Here is a 26,918-nt window from a genome sequence, read left to right as displayed (position 1 = left end):
CTTAATCGCCCAGACCAGCCGGGTTAACCTCGGAACGGGGGATACGCTCAACGCCTTCTCCCCAGCGGTTCAGCACTTTGTCGTAATCTCCGTTCTTAATTACGCCGTTAAGCGCGGTTTGAACCGGTTCGACCAGGCCGCTCCCTTTTCTCAGCGTCACCGCGATATGCGCCGCCTTCGGCCAGCCGCCGTCGACGCTGCCGACCAGTTTGGTTTTACCGGTCAGCGCCGCTTTCCAGGCGCCGATCACGTTCGGGCCAAAATAGGCGTCCGCACGACCTGACTGTAGCGCAAGGGTTTGCGCCGCATCGTCTTTGGTGTAGACCGGGATAAACGGCTTAAGCCCTTTTTTAAGGTTCTCTTCGTTCCACGCCAGCAGGATCGCCTCCTGGTTAGTGCCGGAGCCAACGATGATGCGCAGCCCAGCGATATCTTCCGCCTTCTGGAGCGACACGATCGGGCTGGTGGATTTCACGTAAAAGCCAAGAGAATCCTTGCGATAGGTGGCAAAGTCGAACTTCTCTTTGCGCGCTTTGGTGACGGTGATGTTGCTGATCGCTGCGTCGTATTTCCCGGATACCACCCCCAGCGGCCAGTCCTCCCAGGAGGTGGGAACCACGTTTAGCTCCAGCCCGAGGCTGTCCGCCACCAGGCGCGCAATGTCGACCTCACTCCCCAGCAGGGTTTTGTTGTCGTCGGAAAAGACCGTCAGCGGCGGCTGATTCAGCCCCGCCACCGCCACGGTAAATTTCCCCGGCACGGCAAAGCGATAGTCTTTCGGCAGCTGGGCGATCGCATCGCTGTTTTTGGCGGTATCGATCGGCGTTTTATTAGCCTCAATGCTCACGCCGGTGCCGTTAATATTGACGTTCTCTGCCCAGACGGCAGGGGTAAAGGCCAGCGCAAGCGCCAGAATAAGCGATGATTTCTGCATAGCGTTTTTCTCTTTTATTGTTGTGTGAACTGATTTTTGGGTTCGTCTAAGCCCAGACTTTCGCGCAGCGTGGTGCCGGGATAGTCAGTGCGGAACAGGCCGCGCGCCTGTAAAACGGGCACCACCTGGTCGACAAAGCGCGGGAAGGTATCCGGCGTGCCGCCCTGAATGATGAAGCCGTCTGCCGCCTTCTCCTCGAACCAGGCCTGTAAACCATCGGCTACCTGCTCCGGCGTGCCGGCAAAACGCGGGCGCGGCGATGCGGCTTCCAGCGCGACCTGACGCAGAGTTAAGTTGCGCTCACGGGCGTTACGCTTGATGTCATCGGTGGTGCTGCGAAAGCTGTTTTTGCCTAAATCGCCGATATCCGGGAACGGCGCGTCAAGGGGATACTGGCTGAAGTCGTGATGCTCGAAATAACGCCCGAGATAGTTGAGCGCATCATGAATGGAGACCAGCGCCGCCGTGGTTTGATACTGGTTTTCAACGTCATTGGCGTCGTTTCCGACAATCACGCTGACGCCCTGGAATATATGTAAATCACCCGCGCGGCGACCGTGACTTTCGAGCTGCCGTTTGACGTCGCGGTAAAAGGCCTGCGCTTCATCCAGCGTGTCATGGTGGGTAAAAATGGCGTCGGCGTGTTTTGCCGCCAGCTTTTTACCGTCGTCGGACGCGCCGGCCTGAAAGACAATCGGACGTCCCTGCGGCGTGCGGCCAATATTCAGCGGGCCGGAAACCTGGAAGAAATCACCGTGGTGATCCAGGGTATGCAGTTTCGACGCGTCAAAAAACTGTCCGCTCTCCTTATTGCGGATAAAGGCATCCCCTTCCCAGGAGTCCCACAGCCCTTTCACCACGTCGAGATACTCATCGGCAATGCGGTAGCGCAGCGCATGCTCAGGGTGTTTTTCGCGGGAGAAATTCTTCGCCGAGCCTTCCAGCGGTGAGGTCACTACGTTCCAGCCCGCGCGACCGTTGCTCAGGTGATCGAGGCTGGCAAACTGACGCGCAACGGTGAAAGGCTCGCTGTAGGAGGTGGACAACGTGCCGACCAGTCCCAGGCGCGAGGTGACGCTTGCCAGCGCGGACAACACCGTCAGCGGTTCAAAACGGTTTAAAAAATGCGGAATGGATTTCTCGTTAATATAAAGACCGTCAGCAACGAAGATAAAGTCGAGCTTGCCCTCTTCCGCTTTTAATGCCGTTTCTTTGACGAAATCAAAATTTATACTGGCATCCGCGACGGCCGCCGGATGACGCCAGGCGGACATATTTCCGGATGCACCATGCAAAATGGTCCCCAGCCGCAATTGACGATGTGCAGACATATTCACCTCAAATAAATTAAACGTGTTGCAGGGCTTTTTCCGCGAGCTGTGCAAAATAGCGGGCAGCGGGTTCAATTAATGCTTCGTCAGGGTTAAATGCCGGATGATGTAAACCAAACGGGCTGTTACTGCCAATGCTGACAAACGCGCCGGGAACGTTTTGCAGATAGACCGCAAAATCTTCTCCGCCCATGTGCAGTTCAGCATGACGGGTTTCATACCCCGCCTCGCGCGCGACCGAGTTGGCAAACCCGGCCCAGCGCTCGTCGTTCACCAGCGCGGTGGGTCCGGCGTACCAGGTGATGTTGATCTGCGCGCTAAAGGCGCTGGCAAATCCGGCAGCGATTTCACCGACGCGTGCCTTTACGTTCTGCTGCACTTCCGTGCGGTGCGTGCGCAGCGTGCCCTCCAGCTCAACGCTTTCCGGCAGCACGTTCCAGGTATTCCCGCCGGCGATGCGCGTCACGCTCAGCACGACTGAATCCAGCGTATTAACGTTACGGCTGGCGACGCTTTGCAGCGCGGTCACCAGCTGGCTTGCCAGCACGATGGCGTCGTTACCTTCATGAGGGCGTGCGGCATGCGCGCCTTTACCGGTGATGTGAATAACGAAGCGATCGACGTTGGCATAGAACGGGCCGCCGCGCGTGGCAAATTCACCAACCGGCAGTGACGGCTCGTTATGCATCCCGAAAATCGCGCGAACGTCGCGTAACGCCCCGGCCCGCACCATGCTTTTCGCTCCGCCGAAATTTTCTTCCGCAGGCTGGAACAGGATCCGCACGCGACCGTTGAGCGAAGCTTCCCGCTCCTTCAGCTTTAACGCGGCGCCGAGGATCACGCTGGTGTGAACGTCGTGACCGCAGGCGTGCATCACTCCCGCACGCCGGGAGCTGAACGGCACTCCGCTGCGCTCGTCGATAGGTAACGCGTCGATATCGGCGCGCAGCGCAATCAGTGCCTTGCCTTGACCTATCTCCGTAACCAGCCCGGTCTGAAGATCGTAATCCAGCGGGGCGATCCCGGCCGCCGTCAGCCACTGGCGCAGGCGGGCCGTTGTTTCGACCTCCTGACCGGACAGCTCAGGGTACTGGTGCAGCTCCCGGCGCCAGGCAATCAGCTGTTCGCTGAAGTTCATACGGTAACCTCCCTGTTAAGACGCGCCTCGGCCAGCAGTCGCAGGGACTGCACGCGCGTTGCGCCGTCAGCGACCGGCGTGTCGATGATAAATTCGTCAATGCCCCACTGCTGATGCAGCGCGTTGAGCTGTTCAAGCACCGACTCCGCCGTTCCGGCCAGCAGAGACTGCGCCCGACGCGCGATGTGCACCGGTTCACTCCCCGCCTGCCGCGCGAAGGCGTAGGCCTGTTCTTCGCTAGCCACGGTAACGCGCTGCCCGTTTGCCAGCGCCACGCCCCACACTTCCACCTTCTGCGCCAGCGCGTCGGCCTCGGCCTGGGTTGGGGCAACTATCACCTGCACGGCCACCATCACCTCCCGGACGCTGTGTTGACGCCAGGCGGTGACCACCTCGCGCAGCAGTTCAGGGTCACCGTTCAGGTGTGCGGCAAAGACAAAATGCCAGTCGAGGGAGGCCGCCAGCAGCGCGCTTTCGGTGCTGGCACCCAGCAAGAAACTCCGGGCGGGTACCGGAGGCAGAGGCGTGGCGCGAACCGTCTCCTCCGCTAACTGAATGTCAGGGCGGAGCCAGCGATCGAGCTGCGTCAGTTGTTCCGCAAAGCTGCCTTTCTCCTGCGGATTATGGCCGTGCTGCAAGGCGCGGGTTGAGAGCGGCAGACCGCCGGGCGCTTTCCCGACGCCCAGATCAACCCGGCCCGGCGCGAGGGCGGCCAGAACGTTAAAGTTTTCGGCGACTTTATAGGGGCTGTAATGTTGCAGCATGACGCCACCTGAGCCCACGCGAATACGCTTTGTTTGCCCGAGGATCCAGGCAATCAGCAGTTCCGGCGAGGGGCTGGCAAGCTGCGGGGTATTATGGTGTTCGGCAATCCAGAAGCGGTGATAACCCAACGTTTCCGCCTGCTGCGCCAGCGTTAAGGTACGCGCCAGCGCATCGGCGGCGGTTTCGTGTTCTGCGACGGGGCTTTTATCCAGAATGCTGATTCGCCATGACATGTTGCGTTCTCGTTTGACTTAACATGTCGTCATTATTAAGGGCGGATTTCACCTCTGAGAAACAATTAATTTACATTTGGATTGCCGGAAATCAGCTATAGCTTACCGCTACGCGTTTGGATACTGTTCGTCGGTGACCTTTTCCAGCCACGCCACCGGACTCCCGTCGACCGCTTCGGCGATGGCGATATGGGTCATCGCCGTCTGCGCGCTGGCGCCGTGCCAGTGCTTCACGCCGGGTGGGATCCAGGCGATATCCCCCTGATTCAGCGGTTCCGCCTCTTTGCCCCACTCCTGTAACCAGCCGCGTCCCTGCGTCACGATAAGCGTTTGCCCAAGGGGATGCGTATGCCAGGCGGTACGCGCGCCGGGTTCGAAGGTGACGGTTGCGCCGCCAACTTTTGCCGGTTCAGTCGCCTGAAAAGGCGCATCAATGCGCACGCTGCCGGTGAACCAGGCGTCTGGCCCCTGGACGGAAGGTAAAGAACCGCTACGGATAATTTTCATGATTTGCTCCTCTTAGCTGTTGCGTTAACAGTAGCGTAAAGCCGCCATGAGCATTAGAGTGCATAATCAAAAAGGAACCATGAATTCAATTCATAAATCGGATGCGCCGCCATGCTCAAAGACAATTTCAACGATCTGCTCTCCTTTATGGTCGTCGCCCGTGAGCGCAGCTTTACCCGTGCCGCTGCGCAGCTGGGCGTGTCACAGTCGGCACTCAGCCACGCGATGCGCAATCTGGAGGCGAGGCTGGAGGTGCGTCTGTTGACCCGCACTACCCGCAGCGTGGCCCCAACCGAGGCCGGCGAGCAACTGTTCATGCGCTTAAGCCCACATCTGCTGGAGATCGAGCAGGAACTCACCGCGCTGCGAGATACGCGGAACAAACCCGCCGGGAATATCCGCCTTACCGTCGGGGAGCACGCCATGTCTGCCGTGCTGTGGCCGGTACTCAAATCCTTTATGGCGCAGTATCCTGACATCAACGTTGAAGTCACGGTGGACAATGGCCTGACAGATATTGTCGATGGCCGCTTTGACGCGGGCGTGCGTCTGGGAGAGCAGGTGGCGAAAGATATGATTGCGGTACGTATTGCGCCGGACATGCGGATGGCGGTCGTCGGATCGGCAGATTATCTGCACCGTTTCGGCGTACCGGAAACGCCAGAGCAGCTTGAACAGCACCGCTGCATGAATATGCGTTTGCCTACTCACGGGGGATTATACGCCTGGGAATTTGAGCAAGACGGTCGTGAGATACGCGTGCGGGTTGACGGTCAGCTGATCCTTAACAGCCTGCCGCAACGCATCGATGCCGCCGTAAACGGGCTGGGCCTGGCGTATGTACCAGAAGATGCGATACTCGACGCGCTTGCTGAAGGACGGTTAGTGCGTGTCCTTGAGGACTGGTGCCCGGTATTTACGGGTTACCATCTGTATTATCCGAGCCGCCGCCAGCACACAACTGCCTTTGCGTTGCTCATTGAAGCCCTGCGGCATTCATAATCTCTACCTGGCAGTAATTATCAAGTAAACCTGATGGATTAATCAGCGTTTACCGGCCTTTTTGCCTAAAAAAGCGCCACGATTCAGCGCATTGCGATCCCCGTCTGCTCTGACCACACGATTTCCTTCGACATGCATCACTTTCGACACGGTTATATTTTGCGTCGCTTATCAATTGCGGGTAGGATGCCTCGCCATGTTTTGCCTTATCCATACACAGAATGACTGGAAAGGCAGCATGTGTCTGCGCAGAAGCAATCGTTTGTTTCGGCCTCTGCCAGGCAGGACTATCACGTTAATGGTTCAGACAGGCAAACAGGTAACTCAATGAAAACAAGCAATAAAAGCGCAGCCGATCATCATGCTGCGAAACGTCGCTGGTTGAACTCTCACGAAGAGGGCTATCACAAGGCGATGGGCAACCGTCAGGTGCAGATGATCGCCATCGGCGGCGCTATCGGTACGGGTCTGTTTTTAGGTGCAGGCGCACGTCTGCAAATGGCCGGCCCCGCTCTCGCCCTGGTCTATCTGGTGTGCGGGATCTTCTCTTTCTTCATTCTTCGTGCCCTCGGCGAGCTGGTGCTTCACCGCCCTTCCAGCGGCAGCTTTGTCTCTTACGCCCGTGAGTTTCTCGGTGAAAAAGCCGCGTATGTCGCAGGCTGGATGTACTTTGTAAACTGGGCCATGACAGGCATCGTCGATATCACCGCCGTCGCGCTGTACATGCACTACTGGGGCGCGTTTGGCGATGTGCCACAGTGGGTGTTCGCTCTGGGCGCGCTGGCGATTGTCGGGACCATGAACATGATCGGCGTGAAGTGGTTCGCCGAGATGGAGTTCTGGTTCGCGCTGGTGAAGGTGTTGGCCATCGTGATCTTCCTGGTGGTCGGTACCGTATTCCTCGGCACCGGTAAACCGCTGGACGGCAACGCGACCGGCTTCCACCTGATAACCGATAACGGCGGTTTCTTCCCGCACGGCCTGCTGCCAGCCCTGGTTCTGGTGCAGGGCGTGGTGTTCGCCTTTGCCTCCATTGAGCTGGTAGGTACGGCGGCAGGTGAATGTAAAGATCCGCAGACGATGGTGCCAAAAGCGATTAACAGCGTAATCTGGCGTATCGGCTTGTTCTACGTTGGCTCCGTGGTGCTGCTTGTACTGCTGCTGCCGTGGAACGCATACCAGGCGGGACAAAGCCCGTTTGTGACCTTCTTCTCTAAGCTGGGCGTGCCGTACGTGGGCAGCATCATGAACATCGTGGTATTGACCGCTGCGCTCTCCAGCCTGAACTCCGGCCTCTATTCAACAGGCCGTATTCTGCGCTCCATGTCGATGGGCGGATCTGCGCCGAAGTTTATGTCGAAGATGAGCAAGCAGCAGGTACCTTACGCGGGTATTCTGGCCACGCTGGTGGTGTACGTCTTCGGTGTGTTCCTGAACTATCTGGTTCCGTCTCAGGTGTTTGAGATCGTACTGAACGTCGCCGCGCTGGGCATCATCGCCTCCTGGGCCTTTATCGTGGTGTGTCAGATGCGTCTGCGTAAGGCGATCAAAGAAGGGAAAGCGGCTGACGTCAGCTTCAAGTTGCCGGGCGCGCCGGTGACCTCCTGGCTTACCCTGCTGTTCCTGCTGAGTGTGCTGGTGCTGATGGCGTTCGACTACCCGAACGGTACTTACACCATCGCGACCATCCCGCTGCTGGCGGTGTTGCTGATTGCCGGCTGGTTTGGCGTGCGTAAACGCGTGAACGAAATTCACAGTACCGCACCAGTTCATCCTGAAGAGGGCAAACAGGACCGTCCGCTGGTGGAAGAGACGTCGCGTTAATTCGGCCTATTGGGAGCGTAGCTGTAAAATGAGACATTGAATAAATAATAAAGTTTGACCCATCAAATCAATCAGATTGATGCTCAAAAGGATCTCAAGGAGATCCTTTTGATTTTGCTGATCGTTATGCACTACCAGTTACCATACGGATAGTGCTTTCCTTTGATAAAGTCGCGAATAAAGGGATCGTAACCGTTAGCCTCGATGTAATTAAAATCAATCCGATTGGGAACATTTTTGCATATCATCATATCATCCCCCATCAGGGTGAACTGCCGGGCAGGGGCCTGGAGTACGGATGGATTCCCGTGATCCTCAAGCCAGACCCGTACAACTCCGCCGGGTGCCAGACCAACTGCCATTCGGTTTCGGTAGTAAGATTTACCAGGATGATAGGTATCAGGATAAGCAGTGAGCATCTGCTGCCATGTCTCTTGCCCAAACCAGATCTCCGTTTCATACGCTTTCTTGTCGATAACCGACTCCCAGCACACCGTCATCCTTACTGGCAGCGCTTTCACCCGATTAAAATTTCCGCCATTTCCCCCCATCAAATCATGCCAGCGACCGACACTCAGATCGCTGATATCCATAGGATCTAACCGGCGGAAAATGTTTTCCCGTATATCACCGTCTTCCAGGTATACCATCGTCACCAGTGCCGGCAGCTCCTTAGGGTATATAAAACTAAAATTCCAGCTATCGTAAGGTAGCCTTTTCCCCCACTTTTCCACGCCATCCCCTAACAATGACTTCATACCTTCCCTGCGATCATGGCAGCCGGTAAGTAAAATGACACCCAACACGGCCACTATCACCGATAATCGTTTCATCCCTGCCTCCTCAGAAAAGTCCGTCCAGAGCATCTGCATTCGCCCGCGCCCTGTCTTCCCACTGCTGCTGGTCATCCATCCGCCACACCGTCCGCACCCACCCCTTTCCCGGTACCATCGGCCACACGAAGGAGCGCTCGTCCGTTGGTGCATAGTGGTTTCGCAGAAAAACCTCTCCTGAAGACGGACTCACCCACAGGCTCAGGTCCGAGTCGATGTTCCAGTTCGCTGAACAATGCAGATAACGCCCGATAGTCTGCATCTCCTGCGCCGTGAAGCTCTCAGGTACCGCGCAGCGCCGAATTGCGCGGCCCTGCGCTATAGCTTTATCACACAAGGGAAGCAGTTCTGACGGTAGTGACAGCTCTTTGTTACTGCTGAGTATCGGTGCAAAGATAACCCCGGCGTCCTGCGCCGCATCCAGCATTACCCTCATGCATACCTTTTCCCAGTCGTTCGGCACCGCCCTGCGCGTCATAAACACCGCCGCGCCGACTTTTTTCTCAAAAATAAACGCACGCGCCTTGTCCCGGTTAACCAGCGGCCAAGAGATCATTTTCGTTTCCACCTCACCGTGCGGCATCAGGTATTTCAGCGCCGGCAGCGAATACAGGACCCGACGCATCTTCTCCGCCTTACGATACACCTCTGTCTGCATCTCGTCCGCGCTATCGCTTATCACTTCAAAGTCCGGCATTGTGAGAAGGGATATCTCATCCTCCCCTGCGTTGTAGCCCCCGCCGATGTCCGAGTGCGCACCTGGTAGCGCCAGCTCCGGCCACATCCCCGAAATGCTGTTCAGGCTGAAGTTGTACCGGCATTCGTGCATCGCGCTTATCTGAAACACCTTCTGCGCTACGGAGGGTCGCAGCTCAAGGTTGACGCCGGGGTTACTGGGCCCGTTGATGTCGTAGAAGTTCAGCAGGCTCCCGATGGCCGCCACCGTATCAAACAGCCCCAGAAAGCGCACCTCTCCCGCTGCTTTTCCGTAGTGCCCGGTCAGGTCTAACCCTTTATCAATTGCAGCCGCTATCTCCGCGTCCTGATTCATCACACGGTTGGCAAAGTGCCGTGCCGCCGCCGCCCCACGGCTGAAACCGAACACGTCAAACTGCACCCTGGCGATCGCCACTTTGTCACGATTACGATCGATGAAAACGTTTAGTGCTGAAGCAATTTTTTCAAGAGCTACATCAGTCTTCGTCACCACCCCCTCAAACTGCTGAATAAGGCTGCTTCCCAGCGCTTTACCCAGCATCGAATCGCTTTCTCCATCCGCCGTCCCGATGCCGCTGACATAGGCTTTGACCTGCGCCTCCATCTGATCTTCATCAAGGACAGTGTCAGATTTGTATAGGTCATAGAGCCGAGAAATATTTGTGATTCCCCCCTGCCAGCTGCCGTTACCAAGGTCCGCTCTGGCATGCTCTTCATACTTCGCGCATGCCTGGGCTCGCTCCTCGCCAACCAGACCGGCGCAGTGGGTATAAGCCAGCTTCAGATCGTTTGAGTTCGACCGATTATTTCCTGTACCGTCAAAAAATACTCCCACGGTCAGCGTGATCCCCCTGACACGCACCCGCCGGCAACAGACGGTTTTAAAGCTGTTGTGAATGCTTGTCTGGTAGGTATTGTCCCCAATAACTTCATACAGGTAATAGCCAGTATCTTCTGGTGCGGCCTTTCCGTCTGCGCCCATAGAATATCCTTATAGTTTGCATGGTTGATTAATGGCCCATCATACCCTAACCAAAACCAACGCTCTATCTTCAGTATATGATGCAATTGCTCCCTTAAACATATGAAGAGAATCGTACCCGTCCGTAAATACTTTTTTGTGAAGAGCGGTTTTATACCGGCAAGTCTGGCAGTTTAATTCGCCTGTTTGGTGGTCTTTATCCTGAAGGCAAGTTGTCGTGTAGTGCTGAATTCTCGACTAAAGCATTTACAGTCATCGCCATGCTGAGTCGTGCCAGTACCTTTTATGCGCGGAGGGGTGTTTAAACGGTTTTCCTAATGCCATGGCCCGTCCAGTATCGACGTTTGCGTGCTCGATTAGCAGATCCTGCTCAAACTTAGCGACAGGCAGGATAATCTCATGATTCTTTTCCCCGCCAGACTACTCATACCAACACCTTCGAGCGACGGGCATTGCGCCCTGATACACAATGCAGACAGGTGTTCTAGTGTTTACCCGACTTTAAAACATTTCGTCCAGGGTGATTCAGTTTCATATACTTCCTGTTGGGTATTGAACCCAGCGTTTTGAATTCATCGACCAGGGCGCTAAAAAAAGGAAGGCATCTGCCTTCCCTTTATATTTTTGCCGGAAAACGGCCACGCTTAACCTGGCCTAAATCCGTAGTTATAACGCAATACGAATCACATCGTCAGGCTGGGTTGCTTCCTGCTGACGGGTAGACTTCTGTTTCACAGTCACGTACAGCGTCTTGCCATCCGCTGACAGCGCCAGGCTGTTCGGGTAAACCGGCGTATCGTAGGTTTTGGTCACTTTGTAAGTTTTAGCGTCAATCACGCTCACCTTACCTGCCTCGCGGTGCGTCACGTAGGCTTCATTGCGTGCCGGGTTAAACAGTACGGCCAGCGATTCTGGCGCGGCGATTTTCTGCATCACGCTGCCATCTTTCAGGCTCACCACCAGCACTTCTGGCTGTTTAGAATCCGTCAGGAACGCGCGCTGACCAGCAGTGTCCAGGCTCAGGTTCAGGTAGAAGTGCTCTTTACCGTCGTCCTGCACCTTCTTACGGCTGAGGATTTTGTTGGTCGTGGTATCAATGGTGACCAGCTCGCCGTCCGCATTGGTGGTGTACAGACGTTTTGCCTGCGCATCCAGCGCCAGGCCGGTGCTGAACGTGCCGGTGTTCGTGATGGTGTCTTTCAGCTTCAGCGTTGCGCCGTCCACCACCCAAATCACGCTTTCTTTACCGATACCGGTAATGTACACCGTATTGGTCGCGTCATCGGCCACCAGCTGGCGCGGCTGAAGAGGCTTCACCGTGTCGCTACGCTTGCGATCGTCCAGCACCAGGCGCCCTTTCACCTCGCCCGTTTTGGCGTCAATGGCCGTTACGGCGCTGTTGACGGTGTTTCCGAACCACAGGGTCTGAGCGGCTTTATCGATCGTGGCGCCAAACGGCTTGAGATCGTTATGAATCGCCTGCGTCACTTCCAGCGTGACCGGATCCAGGCGATAAACCACGCCGCCTTTATCGGTTTTGCGGCTTTGAGTCGTCGCAACCCACAGCGCGTTTTCCTGCTGGCTAACGGCCATTTCATACGCGCCCTTGCCTACCGCTTTGCGCAGCATCTCTTCAGCAGCATGAGCCTGGAACGTACCGGCGATCAGTAAAGAACCCAACAGCAGAGACCCACGCAGGCGCGGCGAGCACAGATGACGTAAAGACATAACAATTCCTTTTTAAATGAGGAGATATACCGCTGACATCGCTTCCGGGGGGCAAAGTCATCGCTTTGCCGCTATTTTAATGAGAATAGTAATCATTAATGAGTTGAATGTGGAGTATTTCTTTCCCTCATTCCATTACATTCACGAAATGTGCGGTTATAGTTTTCATAAGATTTACAAAGGATTTAACATATATATACAGGTTCCAGTTGATTTGGTTCGAATTTTTCTTAAACGGTTTATTCCATGAAAATCATTTCTGCCCGCAGGGCATCGCTACCATTGCTTTTCGTTCCCGTCGTTTTTGGCCCGCTGAATGCGTTGGCCGCAGAAGAACAAACCCTGATTGTGAGCGCTACGCCGCAAACCGTCTCCGAGCTTGATACGCCAGCCGCAGTCAGCGTGGTACAGGGTGAAGACATGCGCCATGCCGCCCCACGCATTAATCTCTCTGAATCTCTGGGGAGCGTCCCTGGCCTGCAAATCCAGAATCGCCAGAACTATGCCCAGGATCTGCAACTTTCAGTCCGCGGATTTGGCGCGCGCTCAACCTTTGGCGTACGTGGGATCCGCATGTACGTGGACGGCATTCCGGCGACCATGCCCGACGGCCAGGGGCAAACGTCAAACATCGATCTCAGCAGCGTAGAGAGCATCGACGTGCTGCGCGGCCCCTTCTCCGCCCTGTACGGGAATGCCTCCGGCGGCGTGATCAACATCAATACCCAGACCGGACAACAGCCTGCCACCGTTGAAGCCAGCAGCTATTACGGCAGCTACGGCACCTGGCGTTACGGCTTGAAGGCCACCGGCGCGGTGGGCGACGGTACGCAGGCGGGAGACGTGGACTACGCCGTATCCACCACCCGTTTCACCACCCATGGCTATCGCGATCACAGCGGCGCACGAAAAAACCTCGCCAACGCGAAACTGGGTGTCCGCATTGATGACGTCAGCAAGCTGACGCTGATTTTTAACAGCGTGGACATGAAAGCCAACGATCCGGGCGGACTGAGCTATCAGGAATGGCAGAACAACCCGCGTCAGTCACCCCGCGGCGATCAGTACAACACGCGGAAGACCATTAAGCAGACCCAGGCCGGGCTCCGCTACGACCGTCAGCTGAGCGAGCAGGACGACCTCAGCGTGATGATGTATGCCGGTGAGCGTGAAATGACCCAGTACCAGTCCATTCCTGCTACCACGCAGACAGCAAACCCTGCGCATGCGGGCGGCGTGATTGATATGCAGCGTCACTATCAGGGTATTGATACGCGCTGGACACACCGGGGCGAGCTGCTGGTGCCGGTGACCTTTACTACCGGCCTGAACTACGAAAACATGAGTGAAAATCGTCGCGGGTATGAAAACTTCGTGATGAACAACGGCGTGCCGGAACTTGGCGTGAAGGGCAACAAACGCCGGGACGAACGTAACCTGATGTGGAACCTCGATCCCTATCTGCAAACCCAGTGGCAGCTAACGCAAAAACTGTCCGTTGAGGCGGGCGTGCGGTACAGTTCGGTCTGGTTTGACTCCAACGATCGTTACATCACCCCGCAGAACGGCGATGACAGCGGCGACGCCAGCTACCATAAATGGCTTCCGGCAGGTGCAGTGAAATACGCCGTGACCGACGCATGGAACCTGTATGCCGCAGCGGGACGTGGATTTGAGACCCCAACCATCAACGAACTCTCCTATCGCTCTGATGGGAAAGGTGGCCTCAATATCAACCTGCAACCGTCAACCAACAATACCTACGAGGTTGGCAGCAAAACCCGCATCGGCAATGGCATCCTGACGGCAGCGCTGTTCCGCACGGACACCGACGATGAGATCGTGGTCGACGAAAGCAAAGATGGCCGCACTACCTACAAAAATGCGGGAAAAACGCGCCGACAGGGTGTGGAAATTGCGCTCGATCAGCAGTTTGCCGAGAACTGGAAGCTGAAAATGGCGTGGACCTATCTTGATGCCACCTACCGTACTAACGTCTGTAACAATGCAGACTGTAGCGGCAATCGTATGCCGGGTATTGCCCGTAACATGGGGTATGCATCGTTTGGCTGGGAGCCGGAGGAAGGCTGGTACGCGGGTGCAGATGCACGCTACATGAGCGACGTTATGGCAAACGATACTAATACCGCCAAAGCGCCCTCTTATACCGTGGTCGGTCTGAATACCGGGTATAAGCTCAATTACGGCAAATGGGGAATGGACATCTTTGGTCGCGTCGATAACCTGTTCGATAAAGAGTACGCCGGTTCAGAGATTGTTAACGCTGGCTACAACCGATATTACGAACCTGCCCCTGGTCGTAACTATGGCGTGGGCCTGTCGGTCTCGTATCGTTTTGAATAAAACAGTCTCCGGCAGCGCACGTTGCCGGTGAAAATTAAAAAAGTAACATTATTCCCGGTTGCCTGATGCGCCGGGAATTCATTCAGGAAATGTTAAACAGGTATAAACAGATAAGTCTGCCAGAAAGCGCCTTAACTGTAGTACTGCCGTTGCAGAAGAATATTGGCTTCGTCGATAGCTTTATCAATCGCTTCCCGGCTGGCCGCCACATCCCTTTTCTCAAGCGCAGAAAGCAGATCGTCATAATGATAGGTCTCTGCGGGCACGTCACTCAGCTCTTCATGCAGGTAGTTGATACACGGCCCTATCCGTACCCACAACTGCTCAATCAGCGAGTTCAGGGTCGGCATCTCGGCATATTGATAGAGCGTAAACCGGAATACGCGGTTGGCCTGAATCGCTTTCTGCACATCGCCCTGATGCATGGCGGTGCTGAAATTATCAGCCAGCGCACGTAGTGCATCCAGTTTGGTGTCGGTCATATTCTGGCACGCCGCCGCAACGGCCATCGGCTCAAGCTGCTTTCTGATGGCGTTAATTTCGTTATACCGTTCCAGCGTGACTTCCGGGACCAAAAACGCCTGCGCAGGCGTGGCCTGTAAGGCGCCCGCCGACACCAGGCGCAGCAGGGCCTCGCGCACCGGCGTGATGCTGGTGCCTAATTTATCCGCAATCTCTTTGGTGATGAGTCGAGCCCCAGGTTTTAATGAGCCCGTAATTAACGCTCCCTTTAAACTGTTCTCAACTTGCATAGTCAGACTGATTCTTTGTGCTTTTTCCAAATTATCCAAATCAAGCATGTCAAATTCCCGTAGCCAAAACAAAATGCCATTTTCGGCGACTGTTTAAAAAAAAGATCGCCGGTTCGATATAATCCTGTATCGTCATGCCTGGTAAGTTGGGCGCGCGTTAAAATAAAAAATCGTTCAAATAATAGTGCGTTTCCCACTTATGGCTCAGCTGGGCCGAAGGCGCGCAAAGCTTATGGGTTAATTAAAGACAATATATCGTATCTGCACAAATAATTATGGCGGACCCCGTCCGCCATAACCGATGCCCTGATTAGTCTGCCGCCACGCGGATCACGACTTTGCCGAAGTTTTTCCCTTCAAGCAGCCCAATCAGCGCGTCAGGGGCCGCTTCCAGCCCTTCCGTAACCTGCTCGCGATAGTGAATTTTGCCTTCCTGCACCCAGCGGCCCATTTCTTGCTGGAACTCGTCGATACGATGACCATAGTCCTGAGCGATAATAAAGCCCTGCATGCGGATGCGTTTTTTCAGGATGGTTCCCATCAGCAGCGGTAACCGGTCCGGACCCTCCGGCAGGTTGGTCGCGTTGTAGCCGCTGACCAGTCCACAAACCGGTACGCGCGCGGAGGTATTCAGTAGCGGCAGCACGGCGTCAAAGACTTTACCGCCGACGTTTTCGTAATAAACGTCAATGCCCTGCGGGCAGGCTTTCGCCAGTTGTTCAGCAAAATCGTCCGCACGGTGATCCAGACAGGCGTCGAAACCGAGCACATCAACCGCATGACGGCATTTTTCCTCACCGCCGGCCACGCCGATGACCCGGCACCCTTTTATTTTACCGATCTGCCCCACCGTTGCGCCTACCGGCCCCGTGGCTGCGGCCACGACAAGCGTTTCCCCCGCCTGAGGCTGGCCGATATCAAGCAGCCCCATATACGCGGTGAAACCCGGCATCCCCAGCACGCCGAGTGACCACGAAGGGCGCGACGGGTTTTCGCCCAGTTTCACCAGCCCCTTCCCGTCCGACAGTTCATAGTCCTGCCAGCCGCTGTAACCCAGAACCCATTCACCTTCTTTATAATCAGGATGGCGGGACGTCTCGACGCGGCTTACCGTACCGCCCACCATCACGGCACCAATCTCGACCGGAGGTGAATAGGATGGCGCATCGCTCATGCGGCCTCGCATATACGGATCCAGCGAGAGCCATACGGTGCGTAACAATACCTGGCCCTCTGCGGGCGTGGGGATAGGCTGTTCTTCTAAGCGGAAGTTATCGGCGACCGGCGCGCCGTGCGGACGGGAGGCCAGTACCCAGCGTCGGTTTTGCGTAGTAGATTGACTCATTCATCTCTCCTTACTGCTAAAAATGTCATTCAAGCCTGGCACGTTATGCTGCGGATCGCTTTTGCATTATGAGCCGGACTGATTAAGCCGCACGACCAGATAAAGGCACGCTTCATCCGTTTCGTTGATAAACCGGCAGTCGTTCGGCGGCCCGAGTTCCAGACAATCTCCGGCCTTCATTTCATGGCGGGTGTCCCCCTCCAGAAAGACCAGCTCACCGGCCTGCAACCAGATCAGCTGTCGCGCCAGCGCATAGGAGGAGGCAGGCATTGGCACATCGCTGCCCGCGGGCAGTTCGACCTGGACGAGATCGATAGGCAGATCGGTACGCGGCGACACGTGGCGACGCACATAGTGGGTTTGCGGATCGCGCCACACGGGCTGGTTCGCCAGACGTAACAGCTTGCCCTCCTGCATTTCCGCCCGCGCGATGAGCGTTGACATGCTGATACCAAAGGCACCGGAAAGACGGGCAAGCAGCGTCGCCGTTGGGCTACTGTCGCCCCGCTCAATCTTGTGGATCATGGCGCGCGAAATCCCCGCCCGTTCGGCCAGTTCGCTTATAGACCAGCCCCGAGACTCACGTTCAAGGCGGATACGGGCGCTAATCCGTTGATTCATATTGTCTGTTATTGTGTTCATGACGTCATACTATAGTGTATGGATGCTCTCTCTGGGCGGTCTGGCGGTAAAAAAATAGGGATTTTGTCGTAGCGGTGCAATACAAGAACTGTGTAATATTGTGAGCAGATCGTACTACTATAGTGAACAACACAGCCAGAGGTTAACCATGATTGTTCGTCATGCCTGCAAAGAAGATTGTGCCGCTATCGCTGAAATTTATAACCATGCGGTTCTGCACACCCCCGCCATCTGGAACGATAAAATCGTCGACACCGATAACCGTATCGCATGGTTTGAGGCGCGTACGATGGTGGGTTATCCGGTACTGGTCAGTGAAGAAGACGGTGTGGTGACGGGATACGCCTCATTCGGCGACTGGCGGGCATTCGACGGTTTTCGCCATACGGTGGAGCACTCGGTGTACGTTCATCCTGATCATCAGGGCAAAGGCATTGGTCGGCTGCTGATGAAAGAATTAATCAATGAAGCCCGCCGGATCGGTAAGCATGTGATGGTTGCTGGCATTGAGGCCCAGAACCGGGCGTCCATTCATCTGCACAACACTCTGGGCTTTATTACTACTGGAAATATGCCGCAGGTGGGAACCAAATTTGGCCGCTGGCTGGATTTAACCTTTATGCAGCTCCAGCTCGATGAGCGCAGCGATCCGGATGCTCTTCCATGAATCAATCGTTGACGTTAGCGTTTCTGGTAGCCGCCGGGATTGGGCTGGTGGTGCAGAACACCCTGATGGTGCGCATTACGCAATCCTCCTCCACCATTCTTATCGCCATGCTGCTCAATTCGCTGGTGGGGATCGTGCTGTTTGTCAGCATCCTGCTGATGAAAAATGGCCTGGCGGGGGTTAGCGAACTGGCGTCAACGGTGCGTTGGTGGACGTTGATCCCCGGGCTGCTGGGCTCGTTTTTTGTCTTTGCCAGTATAAGCGGGTATCAGAACGTGGGCGCGGCAACGACGATTGCCGTACTGGTGGCAAGCCAGCTGATTGGCGGCCTGGTGATGGACATCCTTAAAAGCCACGGCGTCCCGCTGCGCGCGCTGATTGGCCCGGTCTGCGGCGCAGTGTTGCTGGTGGTCGGCGCCTGGCTGGTGGCGCGGCGCCAGTTTTAACCCTTACAGAATAGTCCCGCCCTGCGTAAGGTGAGCATGGCGCGTCTCCGCTTCTTCTTTATGTTGCTTACCGTGATGTGAAATCGCGGTGCGCAGGCGCTGCTGCTGGGTATAGCGATCTTCACGGCTCAGCTCTGCATCATCGCTTAATGCGATCAGCAGTTCATTCATGTGGGTAATAACGCTCTCTTCGATGGCGGCATCAACGCGGGCGATAACATCGTTTAAATGTGACATTGTCACTCCTTTTAACGTACCCGGTGGCGCCAGGCGTACCGGGCCTGCGGGTGCTGAGTGTAGACCGGGTAAGCCTGGCGCCACCCGGCAATAATACGATCAGTTCAGCTTCGCTTTCGAAAAATCACTGCCCATCAGACTCACGCTGTAACCCGTCACGTTGCTGCGGGTCGCGTAGAACGTTTTGCCGTTAGCTAACGCAATCCACGGCGCCTGCTGGTAGAAAATCTCCTGCGCCTGGCCGTACAGCTTCGCGCGTTCTTCCGGGGTGCTGGTCAGCTTAGCCTTTTGCACAAGCTCATCATACCCCTTATCACACCAGCGCGCGGCGTTGGATCCGGTTTTAATGCTGTTACAACCCAGCAGTACGTCAGCGAAGTTATCCGGATCGCCGTTGTCGGACATCCAGCCGAACAGCGCGGAATCATGCTCGCCTTTACGCATGCCGGAGAGGTACTCACCCCACTCGTAAGACACAATTTTTGCCTTCACGCCCACTTTCGCCCAGTCGGCCTGGATCATCTCCGCTATACGCCGGGAGTTCGGGTTGTACGGACGCTGAACCGGCATCGACCAGAGCGTGACCTCCGCGCCCTTCTCCAGACCCGCCTGCTTAAGCAGGGCTTTTGCTTTTTTCGGATCGTAGTCGTAATCCTTCAGGTCTTTATTAAAGCCGAGCATGTTCGGCGGGATCGGCGATTTGGCTACCGTGCCAGATCCCATAAAGACCGCGCTCACGATGGCCTTTTTGTCCGTCGCATAGTTCAGGGCCTGGCGTACCAGCACATTATCAAACGGTTTTTTCTCTGTGTTAAATGCCAGATACCCCACGTTCAGCGCGTCCACCGAGTGCAGCGTCAGGTCTTTGTTTTTCTTAATCACTTCAAACTGCACCGGCGACGGAGCAGGAACGATCTGGCACTCGTTGGTTTGCAGCTTCGCCAGACGGGTTTCCACGTTTGGCGTGATGGAGAAGATCAGATGTTTGGTTGGGACTTCACCGTCCCAGTAGTTTGGGTTGGCGACGTAGCGGATCAGCGAGTCCACTTTGTACTGCTGAAGCACATAGGGCCCGGTGCCGATTGGCCAGGTGTCCACATTTTCAGGCGTGCCTTTTTTCAGCATCGCATCCGCGTACTCGGCGGAGAGGATTGAGGCAAAGTCCATTCCCCAGTCGGCCAGAAATGCTGCGTTGGGTTCACTCAGCGTGAACTGAACGTGGTAATCGTCGATCTTTTTCACATCCTGAATGAGCTTGTCGAGGCCCACGTCATTAAAGTATTCGTAATTACCCTGGGAAACGTTGTGATACGGATGCTTAGGGTCTTTCTGACGCATGACCGAGAAAATAACGTCATCGGCATTGAAGTCGCGCGTCGGTTTAAAGAATTTATTGCTGTTGAACTTCACCCCTTTTCGCAGGGTAAAGGTATAGGTTTTGCCATCCGGTGAAATGGTCCACGACTCGGCGAGCGAAGGCACAGGGGTATTTTTCACCGGATCGAAGTTAATCAGTCGGTTATACAGCGTTTGCGAACTGGCGACAAACGAGGGTCCAGAACTGGCGATTTGCGGGTTAAACGACTCCGGTGACGCTTCGGAGCAGTAGATAATGGTGTCTTTGTTTGCCGCCCATACGGCACTTGTCGGCAGCAGCGCGCTCAGCGCGAGGGCGAGCACGGTTTTCCCTGTAGACATGGTTATTACCCTTTCGGTTTTATTATAGTGGACAGTAATAACAGCACAGGCGATATAACCTGACAAATAACGAATCACTATCAGGTTATTCTAAAGCCGCACTTTTCGCTGGTTTAAGCAGCAGCCCACGAAAAACGATTTGCCTTAAGGTGCGTTAGTCGTCAAGCACAACCGTCCCGATCAATGCCGCAAGAAATCGTCCCTTTTGCCGTCTCCTCAGCCGTTTGTTTGCAATCGCGTTTAGCTAAAGTAACGGCGTGAAAAAGTCTACAGGACCAAATCGTGGCAAAAACACTTTTACGCAGCGGCAATCTGGATGATTTTCAGGCCGTTGGCGGCGGCGGACAGGCCGTTTTTGAATCAGCCCTGCAAATTCGGGAAGCGCTTCGGTTGCGCAAACAGCAGGCTATCGTCGATTGTCTGGCCATTCCTCAGGTCAATGACGGCGCCGACCGCGTTGACTGGTACTCCCCGGTAGAGGGCACGGTCTCCAGCTGGAAGGCGGCGGACGAAGACGATCGCTTTCGTGCCCTGCGCTACCTGGAAAACACGCTCGCCAGCGTGGAGTCGCTGAGTAAAAAATGCCTTCAGTCACCGAAAACGGCGCAACAGCTGTTTGGCTCTCTGCTTTCAAAAGCCTTCCAGTTTCCCGGGGAAAACTTTGTCTATCTCGTCGATGGCATGCCGGTGATCTGCTTCTGGGGTTTCGTCAATCTTAACGAGAATGCGCGCGATGACGTGCTGGACTGCCTGCGCGAATCGTTAATCCCTGAGCCTGAGCCAGAGGTGATTGTCGAACCTGAACCGGAGCCAGAACCCGCCCCGGCGGTGACCTTTGAGCAGGCCGATGCCCCGCTTATCACGCCTGCGGCTACCGTCCGTATCACCGAAGATGAACTCTATACGCCAGAGCCGGTGCGCATGAACGTCGAGCCGCCAGAGCCCGCACCGACGGTCGTACAGAAAAAGCGTCGCTTCCCTCTGTGGCTACTGCCGGTTGCCGCGGTCATCGTTGCGGCCATTGCCACCCCGCTGCTGTGGCCAAAACAGGCCGCCACGCCAGCACCAGTCCCCGTGGCGATTGCGCCGGCCCCCGTTAAGACGGTGGAGCCGCTTGAGTTAAAACTCCCGCTACACCAGGCCGAAGTGGTAGAGCCGAAGGTAAAAGCGCCTGCTCCGGCGGCCGAGCCTGTGGTCATTACCGCGATACCGAAAGATGCAATGGTGATGGAGGCAAACCAGGTCAAGGCCGGGTTAACGCGCTTCCTGAACGGTACCTGGCGCGCGTTTCTCGATGTGCAGGACCCACTCACGGGCAAACCGCCATCGCTGCGCTATCAGATCCAGAACAACAAAGGTTTCGCCCGGGTCGTGCATGGCGACAACATTGTTTGCCGCGTAGACGTCTTTTCCGGATTACACAGCAACGGCGAGCTGTTGATCAAAACGCGCGGCAACGCACGTTGCACCGACGGCTCACGGTATCCGATGCCGGAAGTGACCTGTAAGGCGGGTGCCAGCGATGTGGCGGAATGCACCGCACGTTACGATGCTAACACCGTCGTTCCTTTGACGTTCAAGAAAGCAGGTGTCTGATCCTATGCTGGTTAATCTTTGCGACTATAAAAAGAGCGTTACGCTGATTGCTAACAGTGGCGTACAGTTCCTCGATTTTGGCCTGACGCCGCAGGACACCGCCAGCAACGGGCGTTTCGTGCGTAAAACGGCTAATGGCCCGCTGCTGCGTCTGGATTTTGATCTGGTTAACGGTCGGTACACGCTGCCTGCCGCCGATGGCGGGCAGCCGGAAGTGGTCAAGCCTGAAAGCACTATACCGCTGCACGACTCTTTGACCGTGCTGGACGGCGTCTGGCTGCCGCTCCCTTTCCTGCGCTTTAATCCGCCGCGGACGTTTGTTGATGGCCCGGACAACTGGGCCCGCGTCCAGGTGCGAAAGCTTTCCACACCCGACGCGGCTGGCAACACGCACCGCGTCACCATCGCCCTCGACAGCCAGATTGCAGAGCATGCAACGTCCGCACTGTCGCCGATTGAAAACGATATCCTGAACGGGACGCGTTTTGCACTCGCCTGGCGCGACAATGAAGTTGAGAGTTTTCTCGACCAGACCTGGATTGACGGCTGGCTGCGCGAAGCCTTCACACAGTTTGCCGACGGGGTTGAAAAACGATCTGAACGCGAGCTGCATCAGGCCATGCGCAGCTTTGAGTATCAGGCACACTGGCTCAACCTGCTCTCCATGCTCGGTGAACAACTGACCGTGCCGGTAGTAAAGTTTGTTACCCACACCCTGAGCACCCCTGCCATTCCTGTCGATCTGATCCTTGACGTTGGTAACACCCACACCTGCGGCGTGATTATTGAAGATCATGGTGATGCCAATGACGGCCTGCGCCAGACGGCTGAACTCCAGGTGCGCTCTCTGAGCGAGCCGCAATTCCTGAATGAACCGCTGTTTACCAGCCGTCTCGAATTTTCCGAAGCGCGCTTTGGCAAGCAACACTTCTCGGTGGAAAGCGGCCGTGAGGATGCGTTCGTCTGGCCATCTATTGTGCGCGTGGGTGATGAAGCGCGTAAGCTGGCGATGCAGCGTCAGGGTACTGAAGGCAATAGCGGGATCTCCAGCCCCCGTCGCTACCTGTGGGACGAAACGCCGGTTTTGCAGGACTGGCGCTTCAGCCAGATGAACAGCAAAACTCAACGCGAACCGCTGGCGACCGCGTTTCCGCTGATGAACCTGATGAACGACGACGGAGAACCGCTCTTCACGCTACCGCAGGATGAACGCCTGCCGGTCTTCTCTCCGCAGTACAGCCGCAGCACCCTGATGACGCATATGCTCTGTGAGCTGTTGGCTCAGGCGCTTGGCCAGATTAACAGCGTTGCCACGCGCCTGCGGCTCGGCTTCCCGGCCTCTCCGCGCCAGCTGCGTACGCTGATCCTCACCCTGCCTTCGGCGATGCCGAAACAGGAGCGCGAGATCTTCCGTCGCCGCATGTTCGAAGCCATTGCCATCGTCTGGAAAGCGATGGGCTGGCATCCGCAGGATGAAGATTTTGCCAGCCGGAAGCAGCAGGAAAAAAGCGTGGTTCCGGTTCCTGAGATCCAGATGGAGTGGGACGAAGCCAGCTGCGGCCAGCTGGTGTGGCTCTATAACGAAGCCATTTCCCACTTCGGCGGCCAGACCGAAGCGTTTTTCGCCTCCCTCGCCCGTCCGGATCGGGCACCTGAGCCGGGCGTCCAGCCGGGGCGTGCGCTGCGCGTTGCCTCTATCGATATAGGCGGCGGCACGACGGATATGGCCATCACGCACTATCAACTCGATGATGGCTCCGGTAATAACGTCAAAATTACCCCGCAGCTGTTGTTCCGCGAAGGATTCAAGGTAGCCGGCGATGATACGCTGCTGGACGTGATCCAGCGCTACGTACTACCCGCGCTGCAAACCCAACTTCAGAAATCCGGCATAGCCGATGCCTCCCTGCTGATGGCGTCCCTGTTCGGCGACTCCGGGCGGATTGATACCCAGGCGGTCCTGCGCCAGCAAACTGCGCTTCAGCTGTTTATGCCGATCGGTCACGCGATCCTGGCGGCGTGGGAATCGAGCGATATTGACGATCCGCTGGCCGGGCTGCACGCCACCTTTGGCGACCTGCTGACCCAAAAACCGACGCGTAACGTGATGAATTATCTTCAGCAGGCGATCGACCATGCGTTGCCTGCTGGCTCAGAGCACTTTGATCTGTTCAGCGTGCCGCTGCACGTCAATTTCCGGGAGATGCAGGATGCCATGCTGGCGGGGCAGTTCACGCTCGCCGCCCCGCTTCATTCGGTATGCGAAGCAATCTCTCACTACAGCTGCGATATTTTGCTGATCACGGGACGGCCGGGCTGCCTGCCGGGCGTTCAGGCCCTGATTCGCCACCTGCAACCGGTGCCCGTCAACCGTATCGTCTGGCTGGATAAATACCAGGTTCATGAATGGTATCCGTTCAGCCAGCAGGGACGGATTGGCAACCCGAAATCCACCGCCGCCGTGGGTGCGATGCTCTGTAGCCTGGCGCTGGATCTTCGTCTGCCGCGCTTTAACTTCAAAGCGGCGGACATTGGCGCGTACTCTACGGTGCGTTATCTGGGGGTGCTGGATAACACGATCAATACCCTGCGGGACGAGAACGTCTGGTATCACGACATCGACCTCGATAAACCCGGCGCGAAACTGGACGCCCGTCTGCACTTTCCGCTGCGCGGTAACGTCACGCTCGGCTTCCGGCAGCTGGCCAACGCCCGCTGGCCTGCAACGCCGCTTTACACCCTGAGCATCAACTCTGCCGAGCTGGCGAAAGCCATCGCGGGCGACGGCGTGCTGAACGTGCGCCTGAAGCTGCGTGGCGGCAACAGGCAGGAAGGCCCGGAATCGTTCGAGCTGAGCGACGCCTGGCTCCAGGACGGCACGCCCGTGCCGCCGGATGCCCTGACGTTTAAACTGAATACTCTGGCCGATCGCCGACACAGCGGCAGCCATTACTGGATCGACAGCGGGAGCGTATACCTCAAATGACCGGGACGACTGCCACCACCCAGGCCTTAATCGGGTGGATCAACGAGACGCGACAGCACGCCCCGATGCTGGATAACGACGCCGACGCCCTGCTTGCCCGCCTTAACGCAGCCCGCGCGCGCGAAGAGGCGCTCGATCGCGCCCTTGTCAGCCGGAGCAGCATTGGCTTATACGGCCACTCGCAGACGGCGAAAGCACACCTGCTGGCCTCCCTGTGCGGCAGCGGCGACGAACGGCTGAACGTCACGCCGGGTCAACGCACGTTCGATTATTTCTCGCATATCAATCCGGGACATGCGCCAACCAACATGGCCGTTCGTTTCAGCAGGTCGTCCGGCGAGATTGCCGATGAGGCGTTTCCGCTGCGCCTGCGCCTGGTGACGGAGGCCGAGCTGGTGCAGTTGTTTATCGCGCGCACCACGTTGGATCCGCAGATCCGCGCGGTGGATAAGTCCGTGATTGAAGCCCGGCTTGAAAAATGGCGTGCGCTGCGTCAACCGCAGAGCGTGCCGGGAATGACCGAACAGGAAGTGGCGACTATTGCCCGTTTCTGGCAGAGCAGGGTCCCGGCTGCTAAGCAGCAGATTGACGATGCCCTGTGGCATCAGTTTGCCCTGCTGATACCGTCGCTGGATCTCAGCACGCGCGCCAGCGTCTGGTCCCTGCTGTGGGGTGAGCAACAGGAGTTAACCCAGCAGTGGCTTAAACTCGCCCATGTACTGCATCAAACCGGCCATGCCAGCGCGCTTGCCGCGCCGTTGAGTCTTCTGGTGGACAGCTTTGGCCTGCCGTGTGAAGGTTTCCTGACTCATGGGGCATTTGTCCCAGAAGCGCAGGAAACCCTGCTTCACCCGATTAATAACGGCGAGCTGCTTAATGCCATTAGCCTGCCCGTCGATGTACTGGCATGTTTGTCACGCGAACTGGTGCTGCCCGTTGAGAGCTGCGCCCTCGATAACGTCGATATTGTTGATATTCCGGCCATTACTGAGGAAAACACGCCGCTGATGACGCAGGCTAAATGCCAGTGGTTGCTTGAGCATTATCGTCAGCAAATTCAGCCGGATGTGCTCGTTATCTGCAACGCAACAGCGCACCACCAGCAAACGGCAAAAACGGCCAGGCTCCTGCAAAACTGGGTCAAAGAGACGCAGCCGGTAGAAGAGTCCGCATTGCCGGGGCTGGTCTGGGCCATTACCCCTCATGATGCGCGGTTCACCACGAAGCAGAACCTTGACGAAGCAGTGCAACAGTTGCTGGGCCAGCCGGGTCTGCGCTGGGGCACGCTCCAGGCGCTTGATTCCCACAGCATGCAGCGGGTGATCGAATGGCTGTCGCAGGCTACCCTGCCGGCCCAGCGCCAGCAGCGTCTTCAAACGCTTAAAAGCGTGTTGCAACAGTCGCTGTCGGCACTGATGCGCCCGTATATCGGCCCTCTTACCCGCGACCCAATAGCTGAGCGGGCTCAGGCCGAAAAAATGGTTCGAACGCTGCAAGGCAGCGCCGCTCGTCACGGTGAACTGCTTGAAGGACTTCTGCCGCCGTTAAAAGCGTTTGAGACGCTGCTGACGGTTCACCAGCCTCGTGAGGAACAGGTCAACGGCCTGTTTAACGACGTTATCGATCTGTTTGCGGAAGATGCGCAGGAAAATCCTGGCGTGTTGCAGACCAAGGATAAGGCGCGAATGGCCCATAGCGTATGGGTTAACCATCTTCGTCAGTGGAGTCGCAACGACGCGGCGGCTGCCCGGCTGGGCCTGGACGCAGGCGTATTACAGCAGATTGCCGACGTGCTGATCGTCACCAGCTACCGGCTTAACCTGCCGCAGCAACTGCAACGCATTGTAGAAACAGATAAAAGTAGTGCCGCACAGCTGCACGCCGCGATAGGCAATTTCATTGGCTGGCTTGGATATGAACTGACTCCCGTCGCTGAACGGCCTGCAAGCCGGATCCGTAAAGGTCAGGCCATTTTCGTGACGCCGGTTGTGAGCAGCGCCTTACCCCGCCTCACCCGGTTGGGTGAGCAGCCTGTTCATGCGGCGACAGCTTACGTTTATGACTGGCTGGTTGCGCTCTACACCCGCGCCATTGAAAACGTGGATTATCAATGTCCGTATGACGTTCAGCCTGACGCGCGCAAAGCACTGTCTGCCCTGTTGTCTTAATCATTGCAGCCCGCTTAAGTGCG

General features: G+C 56.5%; 19 protein-coding genes and 1 pseudogene. 8 read left to right on the top strand and 12 right to left on the bottom strand.

The genetic code is table 11. From position 1 onward, the window contains the following. Position 1: 1 nt before the first annotated feature. From A3466_RS23665 to A3466_RS06660, 4 genes and pseudogenes are all read right to left on the bottom strand, one after another. Positions 2–2,265: pseudogene (locus tag A3466_RS23665) on the bottom strand (NtaA/DmoA family FMN-dependent monooxygenase). Between the two features lie 16 nt (positions 2,266–2,281). Then, positions 2,282–3,403 carry an amidohydrolase gene (locus A3466_RS06670; protein WP_063449933.1) on the bottom strand — a complete coding sequence of 374 codons (1,122 nt, stop codon included), beginning with the start codon at positions 3,401–3,403 and terminating at the stop codon, positions 2,282–2,284. Beyond that, entirely contained in the window at positions 3,400–4,401 is a 1,002-nt protein-coding gene (locus tag A3466_RS06665) for an LLM class flavin-dependent oxidoreductase (RefSeq protein WP_063449932.1), read from the bottom strand. Before A3466_RS06665 ends, A3466_RS06670 begins: the two co-directional genes overlap by 4 nt. A gap of 108 nt (positions 4,402–4,509) precedes the next feature. Further along, positions 4,510–4,908: a (R)-mandelonitrile lyase gene (locus tag A3466_RS06660; RefSeq protein WP_063449931.1), complete on the bottom strand. Its 399-nt coding sequence runs from the start codon at positions 4,906–4,908 to the stop codon at positions 4,510–4,512. Positions 4,909–5,019: 111 nt separating this feature from the next. Here A3466_RS06660 and A3466_RS06655 point away from each other — a divergent pair, with 111 nt between their 5' ends. Together A3466_RS06655 and ansP are read left to right on the top strand one after the other, a co-directional pair. Beyond that, on the top strand, positions 5,020–5,910 hold the full coding sequence (locus tag A3466_RS06655) for a LysR family transcriptional regulator (protein ID WP_063449930.1): 891 nt from the start codon (positions 5,020–5,022) through the stop codon (positions 5,908–5,910). Between the two features lie 327 nt (positions 5,911–6,237). Continuing rightward, on the top strand, positions 6,238–7,734 hold the full coding sequence (gene ansP / locus A3466_RS06650; RefSeq protein ID WP_063449929.1) for an L-asparagine permease: 1,497 nt from the start codon (positions 6,238–6,240) through the stop codon (positions 7,732–7,734). A 131-nt stretch (positions 7,735–7,865) separates the two neighbouring features. On the opposite strand, the gene A3466_RS06645 is transcribed toward ansP, so the two are convergent. The 3 genes from A3466_RS06645 to A3466_RS06635 all read right to left on the bottom strand — a co-directional run bounded on the left by A3466_RS06645 (position 7,866) and on the right by A3466_RS06635 (position 11,994). Beyond that, positions 7,866–8,567 (bottom strand): DUF2931 family protein, encoded by a 702-nt coding sequence (locus tag A3466_RS06645; protein WP_063449950.1) that lies wholly within the window; start codon positions 8,565–8,567, stop codon positions 7,866–7,868. Between the two features lie 10 nt (positions 8,568–8,577). Continuing rightward, positions 8,578–10,266 carry a T6SS phospholipase effector Tle1-like catalytic domain-containing protein gene (locus A3466_RS06640; protein WP_063449928.1) on the bottom strand — a complete coding sequence of 563 codons (1,689 nt, stop codon included), beginning with the start codon at positions 10,264–10,266 and terminating at the stop codon, positions 8,578–8,580. A gap of 666 nt (positions 10,267–10,932) precedes the next feature. Further along, positions 10,933–11,994, bottom strand: a complete 1,062-nt coding sequence (locus A3466_RS06635) for a YncE family protein (RefSeq protein WP_063449927.1) — start codon at positions 11,992–11,994, stop codon at positions 10,933–10,935. A gap of 246 nt (positions 11,995–12,240) precedes the next feature. Here A3466_RS06635 and pqqU point away from each other — a divergent pair, with 246 nt between their 5' ends. Then, positions 12,241–14,358, top strand: coding sequence for a TonB-dependent receptor PqqU (pqqU, locus tag A3466_RS06630; RefSeq protein ID WP_063449926.1), 2,118 nt, complete (start codon positions 12,241–12,243; stop codon positions 14,356–14,358). A 131-nt stretch (positions 14,359–14,489) separates the two neighbouring features. Here pqqU and A3466_RS06625 read toward each other — a convergent pair whose 3' ends face one another. The 3 genes from A3466_RS06625 to A3466_RS06615 form a co-directional block, all read right to left on the bottom strand. Beyond that, positions 14,490–15,158: a GntR family transcriptional regulator gene (locus A3466_RS06625; protein ID WP_063449925.1), complete on the bottom strand. Its 669-nt coding sequence runs from the start codon at positions 15,156–15,158 to the stop codon at positions 14,490–14,492. 262 nt (positions 15,159–15,420) lie between these two features. Beyond that, on the bottom strand, positions 15,421–16,455 hold the full coding sequence (locus tag A3466_RS06620; protein WP_063449924.1) for an NADP-dependent oxidoreductase: 1,035 nt from the start codon (positions 16,453–16,455) through the stop codon (positions 15,421–15,423). 66 nt (positions 16,456–16,521) lie between these two features. Then, positions 16,522–17,097: a helix-turn-helix domain-containing protein gene (locus tag A3466_RS06615; protein WP_063449923.1), complete on the bottom strand. Its 576-nt coding sequence runs from the start codon at positions 17,095–17,097 to the stop codon at positions 16,522–16,524. A gap of 148 nt (positions 17,098–17,245) precedes the next feature. Here A3466_RS06615 and A3466_RS06610 point away from each other — a divergent pair, with 148 nt between their 5' ends. Further along, on the top strand, positions 17,246–17,764 hold the full coding sequence (locus A3466_RS06610; RefSeq protein ID WP_063449922.1) for a GNAT family N-acetyltransferase: 519 nt from the start codon (positions 17,246–17,248) through the stop codon (positions 17,762–17,764). Next, the gene (locus A3466_RS06605; protein WP_063449921.1) at positions 17,761–18,210 is read left to right on the top strand and encodes a DMT family transporter; all 450 of its coding nucleotides are present in this window, start codon (positions 17,761–17,763) and stop codon (positions 18,208–18,210) included. Before A3466_RS06610 ends, A3466_RS06605 begins: the two co-directional genes overlap by 4 nt. Before the next feature lie 3 nt (positions 18,211–18,213). Here the strand turns inward: A3466_RS06605 and A3466_RS06600 are convergent, their stop codons facing one another. Next, entirely contained in the window at positions 18,214–18,447 is a 234-nt protein-coding gene (locus tag A3466_RS06600; RefSeq protein WP_063449920.1) for a YdcY family protein, read from the bottom strand. Positions 18,448–18,546: 99 nt separating this feature from the next. Next, the gene (locus A3466_RS06595) at positions 18,547–20,145 is read right to left on the bottom strand and encodes an ABC transporter substrate-binding protein (protein WP_063449919.1); all 1,599 of its coding nucleotides are present in this window, start codon (positions 20,143–20,145) and stop codon (positions 18,547–18,549) included. A gap of 282 nt (positions 20,146–20,427) precedes the next feature. On the opposite strand from A3466_RS06595, the gene A3466_RS06590 reads away from it, so the two are divergent. Genes A3466_RS06590 through A3466_RS06580 form a run of 3 tightly spaced genes read left to right on the top strand, consistent with a single transcriptional unit; the run spans position 20,428 to position 26,895 of the window. Then, on the top strand, positions 20,428–21,741 hold the full coding sequence (locus A3466_RS06590; protein WP_063449918.1) for an SrfA family protein: 1,314 nt from the start codon (positions 20,428–20,430) through the stop codon (positions 21,739–21,741). 4 nt (positions 21,742–21,745) lie between these two features. Further along, a complete protein-coding gene (locus tag A3466_RS06585; RefSeq protein WP_063449917.1) occupies positions 21,746–24,727 on the top strand; it encodes a virulence factor SrfB in 2,982 nt (993 codons plus the stop codon). After that, the gene (locus tag A3466_RS06580) at positions 24,724–26,895 is read left to right on the top strand and encodes a virulence factor SrfC family protein (protein WP_063449916.1); all 2,172 of its coding nucleotides are present in this window, start codon (positions 24,724–24,726) and stop codon (positions 26,893–26,895) included. The genes A3466_RS06585 and A3466_RS06580 overlap by 4 nt, the downstream gene beginning before the upstream one ends. Positions 26,896–26,918: the final 23 nt, after the last annotated feature.

Origin of the sequence: Enterobacter genomosp. S (assembly GCF_001631805.1) — a bacterium.
Lineage (GTDB): Bacteria > Pseudomonadota > Gammaproteobacteria > Enterobacterales > Enterobacteriaceae > Enterobacter > Enterobacter quasihormaechei.
Note: the sequence above shows the minus strand (reverse complement) of the source record. Positions and strands in the feature narration are given on the sequence as shown.